The organism is Croceibacterium aestuarii, assembly GCF_030657335.1.
GTDB lineage: Bacteria > Pseudomonadota > Alphaproteobacteria > Sphingomonadales > Sphingomonadaceae > Croceibacterium_B > Croceibacterium_B aestuarii.
Genome location: NZ_CP131039.1, coordinates 2,537,351 through 2,552,296 on the forward strand (window position 1 = coordinate 2,537,351; position 14,946 = coordinate 2,552,296).

General features: G+C 67.0%; 10 protein-coding genes. 2 read left to right on the forward strand and 8 right to left on the reverse strand.

Annotation, left to right across the window (positions count from 1 at the left end; translation table 11 throughout):
- The 7 genes from addA to ahcY form a co-directional block, all read right to left on the reverse strand.
- Complete coding sequence (gene addA, locus Q7I88_RS12520; protein WP_305096252.1) at nucleotides 1–3,462, reverse strand: double-strand break repair helicase AddA; 3,462 nt, start codon at nucleotides 3,460–3,462, stop codon at nucleotides 1–3.
- Nucleotides 3,459–6,416 (reverse strand): PD-(D/E)XK nuclease family protein, encoded by a 2,958-nt coding sequence (locus Q7I88_RS12525; RefSeq protein ID WP_305096253.1) that lies wholly within the window; start codon nucleotides 6,414–6,416, stop codon nucleotides 3,459–3,461. Before Q7I88_RS12525 ends, addA begins: the two co-directional genes overlap by 4 nt.
- Nucleotides 6,409–7,125, reverse strand: coding sequence for a nucleotidyltransferase family protein (locus Q7I88_RS12530; RefSeq protein WP_305096254.1), 717 nt, complete (start codon nucleotides 7,123–7,125; stop codon nucleotides 6,409–6,411). Before Q7I88_RS12530 ends, Q7I88_RS12525 begins: the two co-directional genes overlap by 8 nt.
- Nucleotides 7,122–8,099, reverse strand: coding sequence for an aminoglycoside phosphotransferase family protein (locus tag Q7I88_RS12535; protein ID WP_305096255.1), 978 nt, complete (start codon nucleotides 8,097–8,099; stop codon nucleotides 7,122–7,124). Before Q7I88_RS12535 ends, Q7I88_RS12530 begins: the two co-directional genes overlap by 4 nt.
- A complete protein-coding gene (tsaE, locus tag Q7I88_RS12540; RefSeq protein ID WP_305096256.1) occupies nucleotides 8,096–8,533 on the reverse strand; it encodes a tRNA (adenosine(37)-N6)-threonylcarbamoyltransferase complex ATPase subunit type 1 TsaE in 438 nt (145 codons plus the stop codon). Before tsaE ends, Q7I88_RS12535 begins: the two co-directional genes overlap by 4 nt.
- Complete coding sequence (locus Q7I88_RS12545; RefSeq protein WP_305096257.1) at nucleotides 8,530–10,881, reverse strand: sensor histidine kinase; 2,352 nt, start codon at nucleotides 10,879–10,881, stop codon at nucleotides 8,530–8,532. The genes tsaE and Q7I88_RS12545 overlap by 4 nt, the downstream gene beginning before the upstream one ends.
- A gap of 89 nt (nucleotides 10,882–10,970) precedes the next feature.
- Nucleotides 10,971–12,377 carry an adenosylhomocysteinase gene (ahcY, locus tag Q7I88_RS12550; RefSeq protein WP_305096258.1) on the reverse strand — a complete coding sequence of 469 codons (1,407 nt, stop codon included), beginning with the start codon at nucleotides 12,375–12,377 and terminating at the stop codon, nucleotides 10,971–10,973.
- A 174-nt stretch (nucleotides 12,378–12,551) separates the two neighbouring features.
- On the opposite strand from ahcY, the gene Q7I88_RS12555 reads away from it, so the two are divergent.
- On the forward strand, nucleotides 12,552–13,031 hold the full coding sequence (locus Q7I88_RS12555; RefSeq protein WP_305096259.1) for a peroxiredoxin: 480 nt from the start codon (nucleotides 12,552–12,554) through the stop codon (nucleotides 13,029–13,031).
- A 54-nt stretch (nucleotides 13,032–13,085) separates the two neighbouring features.
- Here Q7I88_RS12555 and Q7I88_RS12560 read toward each other — a convergent pair whose 3' ends face one another.
- Complete coding sequence (locus tag Q7I88_RS12560; protein ID WP_305096260.1) at nucleotides 13,086–13,532, reverse strand: ferritin-like domain-containing protein; 447 nt, start codon at nucleotides 13,530–13,532, stop codon at nucleotides 13,086–13,088.
- Between the two features lie 484 nt (nucleotides 13,533–14,016).
- Between Q7I88_RS12560 and Q7I88_RS12565 the strand changes: the two genes are divergently transcribed.
- Nucleotides 14,017–14,940 carry a phosphatase PAP2 family protein gene (locus Q7I88_RS12565; RefSeq protein WP_305096261.1) on the forward strand — a complete coding sequence of 308 codons (924 nt, stop codon included), beginning with the start codon at nucleotides 14,017–14,019 and terminating at the stop codon, nucleotides 14,938–14,940.
- Nucleotides 14,941–14,946 lie beyond the last annotated feature (6 nt).

Sequence of the window (14,946 nt, forward strand, 5' to 3'; positions counted from 1 at the left end):
CTAGCCGGGCGATAACGCCGCCTTGTGTTCGGCGAGCAGCGCGGGCGGTATCGCCACCAGCAGCGGGACCTGGGTGTAAAGCACGGCCGCCTCGATCCGGCGCCCCGTGTAGATCGCCGCCAGCGCCGCGGCATAGGCCGCCATCTGCCGCAGGGTCGCGACCGGGACCTCGGCCAGGCCTGAAGGCGGGCGCCGCGCAGTCTTGAAATCGACCACCAGCACGCGGTCCCGCTCGACCAGCAGCCGGTCAGCTGTGCCGGCGACAATCTGCCCGTCGACCGTCGCAGCCAGCGGAACCTCGGCAAGCGCATCGGGTCCGAATATCTCGGCCCAACCGGGCTCGTCGAGGACCGCCAGCGCCGGGGCCAGAATCGACTCGCGCTCGGACTCGTCGAATTCCGACGCCTGCCGCGCGAGCCAGTCGCGCGCCGTGCTCGCGCGGAGCAAGGGCGGCACTTCGGGCAGACGTTCGAGCAGGCGATGGATAAGCACGCCGCGGCGCGCCGCAAAACCATCCGAGCCCGGGGGGAACGGCGGGTCGGCCCCCTCGTCCTGTCCGGCGGCGCTCGGCGCAAGCGGGCGCGGCGGACGCGGTTCGGGGCCGACGGGTTGCATTGCCCAGTCGGGGAGCGCCGGCGATTCGATCTCCGTTCCATCGGCTGCATTGGCGTGCACCGGCGCGCGCTCGCCCTGTTCGAGACGCCAGCCCCATACCGGGTCTGCGAGCGCCACGGCATCGATGACTTTGGAAAGTCGCGCATACCACGAATCTTCGGCCGGCTCTTCCTCGCGCGCGCCCAGAGCACCGCCGACGAACAGAGCCTCCTCGGCGCGGGTCATGGCGACGTAGAGCAGCCGCCAGTGCTCCTGTCGTTCCGCCTTGGCGGCCTCGGCTTCTGCTTCGGAGACGCGCCCGGCTTTCTCTTCCTTGGTCAGCGGGGGCAACGGCAGCGTGCGCCCTTCCCCGCCCGGCAGTTCCTCGGCCAGCGACAGCCCGCGCGTGGGCGAGCTGTCCGGATTGCCGGTCGCATCGGCAAGGATAACGATCGGGGCCTGCAGGCCCTTCGAGCCGTGCACGGTCATCACCCGCACCAGCCCCTCGCCTGCCCCCGCCTCGCGCTTGAGCTCGCCCTCGCCGGCATCGCACCAGAGGATGAAGCCCTGCAGGCTCGGGGTATGGACCCCCGAAAAGCTCAGCGCGGCGTTGAGCAGTTCGTCGATGGGGTCGTTGGCCTCGCGCCCGAGCCGGGCGACGAGCCGGCGCCGCCCCTGCCACGGCCCGGCCAGCATCCAGTGCAACAGCGCCTGCGGCGGCTCGAAATCGGCCCGCCGCAGCAAGTCTCTTAGCATATCCGCCACCCGCATCGCTTCGGGTTCGCGCGATTTGCGCAAGTGGTCCCACAGCGCAGTCTTGTCCGGCCGATAGGCGAATTCGAGCAGCTGCTCCTGCGTCCACCCGATCAACGGACTGACCAGCAGCCCCGCCAAGCTGAGGTCGTCGAGCGGCTGCGCGGCGAAACGCAATGCTGCCATCAAGTCCTTGACCGCCAGCGGCGCGCCGAGCCGCAACCGGTCGACACCCGCCACCGGCACACCGGCGGCGTGAAGCCGCGCGACGATCAGGCCCGCCAGCTCGCGGCGCTTGCGCACGAGCACCATGATGTCGCCCGGCCCCGCATTGCGCTTGCCGCCCTTGACCAGCGCGATCGGTTCGGTGGTCAGCCAGCGCTTGACCTGCGCGGCGATCTTGTCGGCCATGCGCCGTTCGGGGCCGGGCAACCAGGTGTCGGGCGCCTCTTCGTCGGGGCCCTCGTCGGGATCGTCTTCGGCCGCAGCGCCAACCGGCTGCCAAAGCGCGACCAGGCCGGGCCGCTGATCTCCGACGTGCGGATCGGGCGGGCTCGTCAATCCGAACGCGGCATGGCCGATTTCCCTAATCGCGGCATCGACGAAATCGAGCACCGCCTGAGCCGTGCGGAACGAGCGGCCGAGACCATAATCCCGCAGTGCGCGGGCGGCGGGATTGTTCGCTGCAAGGCCGGCCAATATCTGCTTGTAGCGCTGTCGCGCCGCCTCGAAATTCTCCGGGCTGGTCCCCTGGAACCGGAAGATCGCCTGCTTGTAATCGCCGACCACGAAGATGGTCCGCAATTTGCCGTCGGCCTGCCCTTCGCCGGCGAAGAAGTCGCCCGTCAGCGCATCGATGATCGACCACTGCGCCGCGTTGGTGTCCTGCGCCTCGTCGATCAGGATGTGGTCGAACTGGCGGTCGAGCTTGTAGCGGATCCAGTCCGACAGGGCCTTGTCGCTGAGTAGCGCGGCGGCGCGGCGGATCTGGTCGTCGAAGTCGATCAGCCCTTCGCGGGTTTTCGCCGCGTCCCAGGCGATGGCGAAGCGGCGGCCGATGGTCAGCGCCGGAACGAGCAGGTCGACCAGACCCAGCAACGCGCGGCAGTCGATGACCTTCTGCAAGCTTTCGCCGACCCTGCGGAGCTTTTCCTCGTATCCCGGATCGCGCTTTGTGATGTTGCCTAGCTGTTTGCCGACCCGGTCGGGCGAGGCGAAACCGGTCTTGTTGAAGAGCGTGCCGGAAAAGCTCTCGATTGCCTCCGCCCGGGTGGCCGGGTCGAGCGCGAGCCATGCTTCTGCAGCCGCTGCGCCCTCGCGTCCGGTCGCGGTGTTCCAGCCGGAAAGCGTGGCGAGGCATTCGCGCAGCGCGTCGCAATCGAACGCATCGTCGGCGCACAGCGCTTCGAGCAAATGCGGCCCGGCATCGCTGGGCAATCCGATCAACGTGCGCACGCGCTCGTGCAGCGGCTCCTGCCAGCCGCCCGGGCCGAACCATGCCTCGCGCGCCTCGGCGCAGCGCATCAGCCAGGCGCGCACCCCGTCCGGTCCCATCCGCACGGACAGCTCCGACAATGCGCCGTGCATCGCGCTGTCGCCCTGCTCCTCCCAGTCGACCAGCAAGTCGGCGAGCACCTGGTGAGCGAGCAGATCCTTGTCGCGATCCTCCATCGGCTTGGTGCCGGGGACCAGTTCGGCCTCCTCGGGAAAGGCGGCGAGCAGCCATTGCGAGAACGCGTGAATGGTGTCGATCCGCAGGCCTCCGCCCGGGCAGTCGAGCACCCTGGTGAACAGCGAGCGGGCGAGGCTCAGTTCCTCGGGCGTGCCCTTCGCGCCGATGGCGTGGAGGTCGGCCGCCAGCAGCGTCTCGTCCATCCGCACCCAATCGGCGAGCACTTCGTTGACGCGGGTCGCCATCTCGGCGGCACCCGCCTTGGTGAAGGTCAGGCACAGAATCTGCCCGGGCTCGACACCCGGCGTCAGCAGCAGCCGCAGGACCCGCGCCGAGAGCACCTGCGTCTTGCCGGTCCCGGCGCTGGCGGAAAGCCAGACGCTGTCGCGCGGGTCGACCGCCAGGGCCTGCTCGTCCTTGAGCGGATGGACCCGGCCGCTCATTCGCCGTCTTCCCGCCCAAGCCACTCGTCGAGGCGCATCAGCTGGTCATAGGTGTCATAGCCCGGCGCATCGGGGTTGAGCCGCGCGGTGAACGGTTCTTGTCCAAGGATCCATCTGTCGAGAGCTTCGTCGAGGAAGCGTTTCGCCTCGGGCAGGAAGTCGTCGAGCGGGATGCCGGAGCGCTTGTTGCCCGTGAGAATCGGCGTGGCGACATAGCCGAAGCCGGTTTCGCTCTTGGGGGACTTGGCCAGCGACCAGTATTCGAACGCCGTCGGTGGCCCGGCAACGTCCTTGAACCCGCCGCGTTCAGCCATAAGGCCCGTCGTGCCGAGCTGCAGGGCATAGCCGTTCTCGACCTGTCGCCCGCTCGGCGGCTGGCCGGTCTTGTAGTCGACGATCGCCAGCGTGCCGTCTGCGAAGCGATCGATCCGGTCGGCCTTGCCGAAGATCTCGATGCCGCGAACCAGCATCGCGCCCCATTCCTCGAACAACACCGGCTTGCGCTCGGGGTGAGCGGCAATCATGGTCTCGACCCATTCAAGTGCCTTCATCAGTCGCGGCCGCCACAGCGCGCGCATCAGCGGGTGGTGGTTCATCTGCTCGAGAACCTCCTCGGCCACCTCGGCCATCGGCCGGCCGGTCTTGTGCCACGTCTCGAGCACCTCGTGCGCCGCCGTACCGCGCCATGCCGGCGTAGGCTCGGCATCGAGCGCGTCGAGCGGCTTGAGACGCAGGATGGCCGAGGCGTAGAACTGGTAGGGATCGGAGCGCAGCCGGTCGAGCGCGGTGACGCTGATCCGCACGCGGCGCTGATCTTCGCGGGGCATCGGCTGCGGCCGCGAATAGCGCGGCGCCGGCTTCGCATCGTCGAGCGCACGGGCGAGCGCCAGCGTGGTCATGTCGGCCGCCTCGTCGGACATCTTGCGCCCGAGCAGCGCCCTGACGCGCAGCAGAAAGCGGCTCGGGATCGCCGGGCCCTGGACGTCGCGGGCGGAGCGGCTGAGCACGACCTCGGGCGCTCCCAGCAGGGCTGCGAGGTCGTGCGCCGACAGGCCGATTCGAAAATCGGGCCCGGGCACACCGAGCGCGCGCAGGACCGCGGGAGCAAGCAGCGGGTCGAGCGCCGGGGTCGCCGGCCAGGTGCCTTCGTTGAGCCCGGCGCAGATCACAAGGTCGGCTCGGGTCATGCGCGCTTCGAGCAGACCGTAGATGGCGACGCGGGGGTGACCGCCGTAGGGGGGCCGCACGGCCACGGCTTCGAGCAGATCGCGCAGCGCGGCGGGCAGTTGGCCGGGCGCGAGCACGAAGCCTGCTTCGCCGGCATGGAGGCGCAGGTCCTCGACCAGCGCCGAGAGCGCCCGCCCGTCCTCGCGGGCCCAAAGGTTCTCCCCGGCTAGCGCCTCGCCCGCCGCAACCATTCGGTCGAGCAGATCGGCGAGCCGGGCCTCGGATTCGTCCATCAGCGGGGCGAGGATCGTCTCGACCTCGCTCCACCAGTCCGCAACCGCAGCCTCGGTTGCCGTTTCGCGCAGCGGCTCGAGCCCGGGCGCGGGGCGCGGACCGCGCAGTTGCAGTTCGAGCACGCGGGCGCGGTCGAGCCACGCCCCGCGCTCGTCGCCGAGCCGCACCAGCGGATGTTCGAGCAGCGCCATCAGCGGCACCGGCGCGGCCTGCTCTGCGCCGACTTCGGCGAGCAGCAAAAACAGCCGTCCTGCCGCAGTCTGCGACAGCGGGCGCCCGGCCGAATCGTCGGCCTCGATATTCCAGCGCCGGAGATGATGGACCACTCGCCGCGCCAGACCGCGGTCGGGCGTGACGACGGCCACCCGCCGCTCCGGCTCGGCGACGGCCTGCCGCACCAGCAGCGCGATGGCCTGCGCCTCCTCTTCCGGATTCGCCGTCTCGAGCAGGCGCACGCCCGCCAGCCGGCGCTTGTCGGCGGGAAGATCGACCCAGCCTTTCGAAGCCTCTGGAGGGAGGAACAGGTTCGAAATCGCATGGCTGCGCTCGGGCGGTCCCTTGCCCAGTCCGGCGCGGTGCCACGGCTGGATTTCGCTGCGGTTCACTCCCATTCGGTTGAGCAGAAGCTTGAGGTGGTACTGCGGATGGGTGACGGCATCGCCCCTGGCCAGCGGCGGGTCGGCCTCGGGCGCGCCGGCATGGCCGAGTTCGTCCCACACCGCGGGATCCATCGACAGGTCGAGGTCGGGCAGGATGACCGCACCTCCCGGCAGCTCCGATACAACGCGCAGCAGCCCGGCGAGCGCCGGCGCTGCGCTGGTCACGCCGGCGGCGACGATCGGCGTCTTCGGAGGATCGCTGCGCCACCGCTCGGCCGCGTGCGCGAACAGGCGATTGCGCCGGGTGGCGGCATCGACTTCGCCCCGCGCGCGCAGTTCGGCCGCCCACATCTGCTGCACGGCGTAGAAGACCTTGGTGTTTTCGACCCAGTGCCCACTCATCTCGGCAAGGACCTGCGCAACCCGCTCCTGCCACAGCGCTGCCGGATCGATGTCTTCGACCAGCAGCCGGTCGATGGCGGTGGCGATCTGGCCGGCCATGCGCAGCCGCGCCGCCCCGCTCGGCGCCTCGCGCCCGAGGGCGCTCATCGCGTCGGGAATCGCCTGCGCCAGTCGGAACAGCCGCCGCATCGGGTCGGCCGCCGGCGCAATGGCCGCGCCCGCGCCGAGCGGGTCGAGCAGCGCGCCCAGCGTTTCGTCGAGGTCGAGGTCGCCAACCACCGCCATGCGCGGCATCAGCAGGCCGTTTCCGGACAGGCGAATGAAGGCCTCGGTCACGGTTCGCGCCGCGCGGCTACTCGGCAGGAGCAGCGTCAGCCGGGCGAGGCCGACGTCGGGCTGGGAATAGCGCGGTAGGAGGCCGGCGACCAGCGCATCGGCAAAGCCGCGGTGTGCAGCGATCGAATAGACTTGCGGGCCTGGGCGATCAGCCATCCCGCAGAGCGGCCTCGGTCGGCGCAATTGCAGCGGGCGTCCCGACTTCGAACCACTGGCCCGTAAAGGCGATGCCGTAGAGCCGCGCTTCCTCGATCGCGCGCGACCACAGGACGTTGGTCGAAAACGGGCCCTCGGGCGCATCGCGCAGCAAGCGATGGCTGACCAATTGGATGCCCGAAAAGATGAACGGCGCGATCCGCCCCGAGCGACGCCGGGTGATCCGGCCGTCGGCGGTCATATGGAAATCGCCCTTGCCGCGAAAGTTGTGCGCCGCACGGTGCGGGACCAACAGCAGCAGCGCGTCCATCCTTTCGGGGTCCCACGCTTGCGACAGGTCGTGGAAGGCATCGCGCGGCCCTTCGAGCCAGATGTTGTCGCTGTTGATGGCGAAGAACGGGTCGGGCAGCAGCGGCAGGGCTTGGATCATCCCGCCGCCGGTTTCCATGAGCTTCTCGCGCTCGTCCGAGACGGTTACCTGCGGCGCCTTTCGCGCCATGACGTGTGCTTCGAGCGCGTCGGCGAGGTAGTGGACGTTGACCACGGCCTTGGCCACACCCGCTTCGGCGAGCCGGTCGAGCGCGTGATCGATCAGCGCCTTCCCGGCGACACGAACGAGCGGCTTTGGCTGGCTGGCGGTGAGTGGGCGCATTCGCTTGCCAAGCCCCGCGGCGAGCACCATCGCGGTATCGGACGCCAGCTTGCTCACATCAGTTCCCCGCCCCGCGTGTCACGGATTTGTTGCGGGATATTGGCGTCGAACCATTCGGCGACCGGGGCCAGCGCCGGATGCTTCAGGTCCCGTTCGAGAGCGTCCCACACGCGCGGAATGTAGCCGAGATAGTGCGCCTTCCCGTCGCGCTTCCACAGCCGCACGAAGATGCCGACGATCTTGGCATTTCGCTGCGCCCCGAGCCGGGCATAATCGGCCAGGAAGTCCGGCCCCGCATCGACCTGCGCCAGATAGTGATCAAGCATCGCCTGCTCGAGGTCTTCGGAGACATCGCGGCGAGCGTCTTGCAGCAAGCTGACGAGATCGTATGCGCGGTGCCCGACCAGCGCATCCTGGAAGTCGATCAGCCCCTGCTTGCCGTCGCGCAGCAGCATGATGTTCTCGGCGTGGTAATCGCGTAGCACCGTCACGCCGGGGTCTTGGCGCGGCAGCATCGGGTTCAGGACTTCGTCCCAAGCCGCGGAGTATCCCGCGACGTCGACCTCGATTCCAACCGCCGGAGCATACCATTCGGGCAACAGTGCCGCCTCGCGCTGGTACGTCGCCATGTCGTACGCCGGAAAGGGCCCGGGCGGCGAATCATGCAGGCTGATCAGCGCATCAATCGCCTGCCGGTAGGTCGCTGCTTCGGCGTCGGGGTGATCGTCGAGCCAGTCGCGCATCCGGTCCGCGCCGAAGTCCTCGATCAGCACCAGCCCGCGCCCGCGGTCCTCGGCGTGGATAGCCGGGGCGCGGTGACCATGGCGGGAAAGCCAGGCCCCGACGTCGAGAAACGGACCCGGGTCCTCCTGCGGCGGCGGCGCGTCCATCAACATCGCGCTGCGCTCGCCGTCGCGGATGCGGAAATAGCGCCGAAAGCTGGCATCGCCGGCGAGAGGTTCGACGGCACTGCCGCCCCACCCCGCGCGGTCGAGGAATTCGTCGAGGCCGGCCGGCAAACGTTCGCTCATGGCATGCGGCTTTGCCAACTGGCGCCTCCTTCGACAACGGCCTTGCGGCCGTGATCCGCAATTTCCAACGTGATCGAGAGGCAGGCCGGCTCGTGGGCGAAACCGCCGGCCTTTTCCGGCCATTCGGCGAGCAGCGCCGCCCCTTCGCGGTAGTCGTCGAGTCCCAATTCCGCTGCTTCGCTCGGGCGGCCCAGCCGGTAAAAGTCGGCATGAACCAGCGGCGGATCGAGCGCGTCGTAGCTCTCGACGATGGTGAAGGTCGGCGACGGCACTTCGCCCGGATGGCCGAGCGCGGCAATCACGGCGCGCGCCAGCGTGGTCTTTCCTGCGCCGAGATCGCCGCTCAGCGCGACCACGTCGCCCGGCCGCAGTCTGGCGGCAATGCGCGCACCCAGACCCTCGACCGCGGCAAGATCGGGCAGGTCGATGGTCACGGCAGGATGATCGTGGCGGTGGTGCCCGCACCCTGCTCGCTCTGCAGCTCGAGCCGGCCGCCGTGCGCCTCGATGAGCTGCCGGGCGAGCGGCAGACCCAGGCCGCCGCGCCGCGCCGCCGCCTTGCCGTCGGCGCCGATGCGATAGCCCTCCAGCGCGCGCGCCAGCTCGCTCGGCTTCATGCCCGGACCATTATCCGAAACGACGATCCGCACGCCCTGCTTGGCGCGCGACAGCGCAACTAGAATGCGTCCGCCCTCGGGCACCGCGGCGATAGCGTTGTCGAGGATATTGCCGAGCGCGCGGCCGAGCTGGCGCTTGTCGGCTTGCACCGTTCCGGCGCCCTTGTCGCCGCGCAGGTCGAGCGTCAGCTTCTTTCCTTCGATCGCGTCTTCCCGTTCGCGCACGATGGTCGTGACGAAGGACAGCAGATCGATTTCCTCGGTCGCGATCGGCAGCAGCCCGGCCTCGCTCTGGGTCAGGTCGAGCACCGTCTCGATCTGCTGCGAAAGGCGCTCGACCGAGGAAATGATCGCGGCGACATATTCCTGGGCCTGCGGAGTGAGATCGCCGGCGACCCCGCCCTGCAGCAGTTCGGCAAAACCGCCGATAGAGGTCAGCGGGGTGCGGAACTCGTAGCTCATGTTGGCAAGGAAACGGGTCTTCACCGCGTCGGCCTCTTCGAGCGCGGAGGCGCGCTCGCGCAGCACATCTTCCGCCTTCTTCGAGTCGGTAACGTCGAGCACGGTCAGCAACCCATTGCCGTCCGGCAGCGGCACACCGGCGAATTCGAGCGTACGGCCATCGGTGAGGGTTACCTGGCCGCCGCGTTGCTGGCGGTCGAGCGTGGCCGATCGCACCACTTCGCCGATCGCCTTGCGCTGTCCCGGCCTGGCGAGCCGTGGCGCGATCTTTTCGAGAACGGTGTCGATTCGCGGGTGTTCGTCGAGAAAATCCTCCGACAGGCCCCAGATGGCGCCAAAGCGGCGGTTCCACAGCTGCATCCGCCCATCCGGTGCGAATACGGCCAGCGATTCGAACAGGCTGTCGAAGGTCGCGGCGCGGGTCCGCAGCAGCGTGTCGCGCATCGCCGAGAGCGCGAGCGGTTCGGTGCGATCCTCGGCAATCATCACCAGTCCGCCGTCGGGCATAGGCTGGGCCACGACGCGCAGGTGCGTGCCGTCGCTCAGCGTCCAAGCCTCGTCGTGGCTCGCATCCGAAGCGAACCATTCTCCCAGCTCGCGCCGCCAGGCGGGGAAATCGCGCACTTCGGGCACTCGGCCGGCGTCGCGCGCGATATCGAGGAAGCGGTCGAAGCTCGGCGGGTCGACCGCGACGTTGGTCGGAAGCGAGAACTGGCGCTGGAACGGCTGGTTGGAGAACGACAGCCGCTGTTCGGCGTCGAACTGGGCGACACCGATCGAAAGCTGGTCGAGCATTTGCCGCTGCGCTTCGCGAAAGGCGCGGAAGGCGCGCGACTGCTCTTCCATTTCCTCGATGTCGATGGCGTAGCCGGCGACACCCTCCTCGCCGAGCGGCAGATCGCTCACCCGCAAGGTGCGGCGCTGGCTGCCGACCGTCGCCTGGACGATGCGCTCGATCGGCAGGTCCTTGTCGCGCGCCTGCGCGGCGATCTGCGCCGCGGAGAGGCCGTCGACGCGCTCGATCAACTCGACCTGCTTGTCGACCACGGAGTCGGCGCTGTCCGCCCCGACCGCCTTGACGTAGGCGCTGTTGACCAGCCGCAATTTCATGTCGGGCCCGCGAAACCACATCGGCATCGGCGCGGCTTCGATCAAACCGACGAGCGCGGCAAAGTCGTCGCGCGCCCTCTGGGTTTCGTCGCGAAGACGGGTGAGTTCGCCCTGGCTCTCGGAAAAGTCGAAAAACCACACCAGCGCCGCTCCCGGCGGTGCGACGACCGGATCGGCGACCTGCCCGCGCAGCGCGAGGCTGCGCTCCGATCCGCGCGGGGTCACGACCATGCGGAACGGCGCCGCGGTTTTCTGCGTACGGCGCACCGCTTCGGTCAGCTCGCCCATGGCGAACTCGCCCAACCCGCGATCTTCGCCCGCCCCGCCCGACAATTCGCTGAGATAGCCCGGCAGGCTATCGAGGCCGAGCCAGCCGGCCAGCTTGTCGGGTCCTTCGATCTTCATGTCCGCCCTGACCAGCAGCGGTACCGCGGGCGAATCCTCCATCATCCGCGCAAGCCGCCGGGCGCTCGAACGCGCCGCCCGGGCCTGGCGCGACTTGTTGCTCGCGGCGAGCGCCAGCCAGCCGGCGCCGAAAGTCCAGGCGGCCAGCATGAGGCCGAGCAGGACCAGCGCAGTGGGAGTGAGCTCCATGCTATGCAGCTATGAGCCGCGCGGGCGCGATGCAACAGACTGTGCGGGCTATCCCCTCCCGCGTGCGACGGGAGGGGATGATGCATGGCTCAATAGCGGTAATGGTCCGGCTTGAACGGGCCTTCGACCGGCACGCCGATATAGTCGGCCTGCTTCTGGGTGAGCTTGGTCAGCGCCACGCCGAGCTTTTCGAGGTGCAGCGCGGCAACCTTTTCGTCGAGGTGCTTGGGCAGCACGTAGACGTCGTTGTCGTATTCGTCGCCCTTGGTGAACAGCTCGATCTGGGCCAGCACCTGGTTGGTGAACGAACAGCTCATGACGAAGCTGGGGTGGCCGGTGGCGCAGCCCAGGTTCACCAGGCGGCCCTTGGCGAGGATGATGATCTGCTTGCCGTCGGGGAAGGTGACGATGTCCGTGCCGGGCTTGATTTCCTTCCAGTCGTAGTTCGACAGCGCGCCGATCTGGATCTCGGAATCGAAGTGGCCGATGTTGCACACGATGCTCATCGGTTTCATCGCCTTCATATGCTCAGCGGTGATCACGTCCTCGTTGCCGGTCGTGGTGACGAAGATGTCGGCACGCTTCACGGCCTGTTCCATCGTCACGACTTCGTAGCCCTCCATCGCCGCCTGCAGCGCGCAGATCGGATCGATTTCGGTCACCATCACGCGAGCGCCGCCGTTGCGGAGGCTATCGGCCGAGCCCTTGCCGACGTCGCCGAAGCCCGCGACGCAGGCGACCTTGCCGGCCAGCATCACGTCGGTCGCGCGGCGGATCGCGTCGACCAGCGATTCCTTGCAACCATAGAGGTTGTCGAACTTCGACTTGGTCACGCTGTCGTTCACGTTGATCGCCGGGAACGGCAGCTTGCCCTGCTTGGCCAAGCTGTAGAGGCGGTGGACGCCGGTGGTGGTCTCTTCCGAGACGCCGTGGATGTTCTTGACCGTTTCGGTCAGGTAGCCGGGCTTGCGCTTGAGGAATTCCTTGAGCGCGCGCTGCATCTCGATTTCCTCGGCATTGCCGGGCGCAGGCATTTCCTCGCCCGCTTCGATCCGCGCGCCCCACAGCGCGAACATCGTGGCGTCTCCGCCGTCGTCGAGGATCATGTTGCAGGTCTCGTCCTCGCCCCAGTCGAAGATCTTGCCGACGTAATCCCAGTAATCGGCCAGGCTCTCGCCCTTGATCGCGAAAGTCGGGATGCCCGCTTCGGCCATCGCCGCGGCGGCATGATCCTGGGTCGAGAAGATGTTGCAGGTCGCCCAGCGCAGCTCGGCACCCAGCTCCTTGAGCGTTTCCATCAGCACCGCGGTCTGGATCGTCATGTGCAGCGAGCCGGTAATCCTTGCGCCCTTGAGCGGCTTGGAGGCACCGTATTCCTCGCGCGTCGCCATCAGGCCCGGCATCTCGGTTTCGGCGATCTCGATCTCGTCACGCCCGTACTTGGCGAGGGTGATGTCCTTGACGATATAGTCGTGCTCGGCAGTGGCAGTAGCCATGCGGGTAACTCCTCCGAAGTGTGGTGAAGGCGTCGCCGGGGCTCCATGCTTCGCCGTTGTTGCGCGCCGACATAGCGATTGCGCGAGGATATCGCAAACGCTGCGGTGTTTCGGTTGCATGGGTCGGGCGATGACCTATCTCAGCGGTGGACGGATTCAGGAGGAACTATTGCAATGACGATTTCCAAGGGCGACAAGCTGCCGGACGTGACGCTGGTCAAAGCCACGGCGGACGGTCCGCAGAAGGTCCAGTCGGGCGAATACTTCAAGGGCAAGAAGGTGGCGCTGTTCTCGGTGCCCGGGGCCTTTACGCCGACCTGCTCGGCGAAGCATCTCCCGGGCTTCGTCGGCAAGGCCGACGAACTCAAGGCCAAGGGCGTCGACGAGATTGTCGCCACCGCGGTCAACGATGCCTTCGTGATGGGCGCGTGGAACAAGGCGTCCGGCTCCGACGACATCACCATGCTGGCCGACGGCAACGGCGATTTCGCCGAGGCGCTCGGCCTGACGATGGACGGTTCGGGCTTCGGCATGGGCAAGCGCGGACAGCGCTGGTCGGCCATCGTCGACGACGGCGTGGTGACCGAGCTCAACGTCGAAGAACCCGGCGATTTCAAGGTCTCGAGCGCGGAGCATATGCTCGGCCAGCTTTGAGGGCACAAAAAAGGGCGCCGCAAGGCGCCCTTTTTCATTCGAATCTGGGCCGGGTCAGGCCATCGCGTGCTTCATCGCGCTTGCCCGTTCGTGGCCCTTGCGGATCGAACCGAAGCATTTCTCGATCGCACCCCGCGTTTGCGCGGACAGGTCGTCGTCCTTCATCGCGCCCTCGAACTTTTCCTTGATGTAATCCTCTCCGCGCTCGACCTCGTTGACGATGGCCTTCTCGTCGCGGCCGGTCACGGCCGCCTTGAGATCGACCCACGTACGGTGCGCGGCGCCCGAGGTGGAGCTTTCGTCCTCCGCCTCGCCGCCCAGCGCGCGAACGTGTGCCTGCAGGTCGGCCGCGACCTGGCTGCGCTCCTCCGACATTTCGCGGAAGAACTGCTTGTGCTGCGCGGATTCGCTGTGCTCCGCGGCCTCGCGATAGCCTTTCATGCTGTCGAGCGTGGTCGCGATCAGGGCGTTGGTGACGTCGATGTCGTGCGAATTGTCCATGGATATCCTCCTCTTGTTAGGGTGTGCCTTTACAAGCGAAGGAGCGCCCGGGTGTTCCGGGAAAAACCAGGATAGCGATAGAGTGCATGAGCCGGGCGACCAGTGGTGCGCCGCGGCTTAGTCCATCCACTGCACGTCGGCGCCCAGCGCGACGAAGTTCTTCACGAAATCGGGGTGCGCGCGCTTGATCGGGTCGGCGTCGAGGATGGTGGGCTCGCCCTTAATTCTGCTCGCCTTCAGTCGGCGACTTGAAGGTACCAGAGCGAAGCAGATGTTTCGGACAACTCGAAAGTCGGCTGATTGTTGAATGAAGATTGCGTCGGCGCAGCGTTCTTCATTCAGTAGCGGCGAATGCGCACGCCTTAGCCCCTGGTTTACCCTTCCATCGTATAAGGCACGAATGCGACTGAGGAACGCCCGACTAGATTCCGATCAAACTATGCTAAGTTTCCTATTCGTGACTCCGATCGCCTGCATTTGCGTGATGACCGGAATTATCGTGTGCGGCTGCTGGCTTTCAGGTGGGAATTACGACGGCACGGGCGGGCTCAATATTGTGCTCGCGCTACTCGCAATCGTGAGCACCCTGGGAATTTGTACGAGGGTCTTCGAACCCGATTCCAAAGTGGCAGCGGGCGTTCATTCTGCAGCGTTGCTATTCGCCATAGGAATTCTCGCCTCCCTTGCCACGGCGGTGTTGGCGCTCGATGGCGGCGCCTACGTCGATCATCTTCTAATCTCGGCCGACCGTGCCCTGTTCCCTTTTGCGAACTGGCAGAGAATTATGCTCTGGCTGCCCTCCGAGCCCGAGCTGCAAACGCTCCTGCAGCTGGCATACACCTCGCTCACCTGGCAGCCATATCTCTACATCCTCCTGGCGTTAACGTTCGGCAAAGCGAAGGATTTCGACGACCTCCTTGCAGCGCTTAGCATTGGGTTGCTGCTCTGTATCTTGCCTTTCGCCTGGCTGCCCGCTCTTGGACCATACTCCGTCTTCGGGATTTCACCGGCGGATATTCCGGGTAGTAAAGTATCTCTGCCTTGGGACTATCCCGTCATGCTGGAAGCTCTGCGCTCTGGAGAAATCAGCAGGATCGGCATTCATACACTGTCTGGTCTGGTGACCTTTCCCAGCTTTCACGCTTGCGGAGCCGTTGTGCTGGCTTGGGCATTTTGGCGATTTCGCCTAATTCGATACCCGATGGCGCTTCTCAACGCGTCGATGCTGGTGGCCAGCGTTCCAATGGGGGGGCATTATTTCGTCGATGTGCTCGCGGGCGCCTGCTGTGCCGCGACAGCCATCCTGTTGTCTCGTCAGCTCGATCGACATCTTCCCCGACTACGATTCCGCCTCATGCGGGGTCGGTCGACGTGGTGTGGCACTCATCCTACTTACTCCATGAGGTAAATTTGG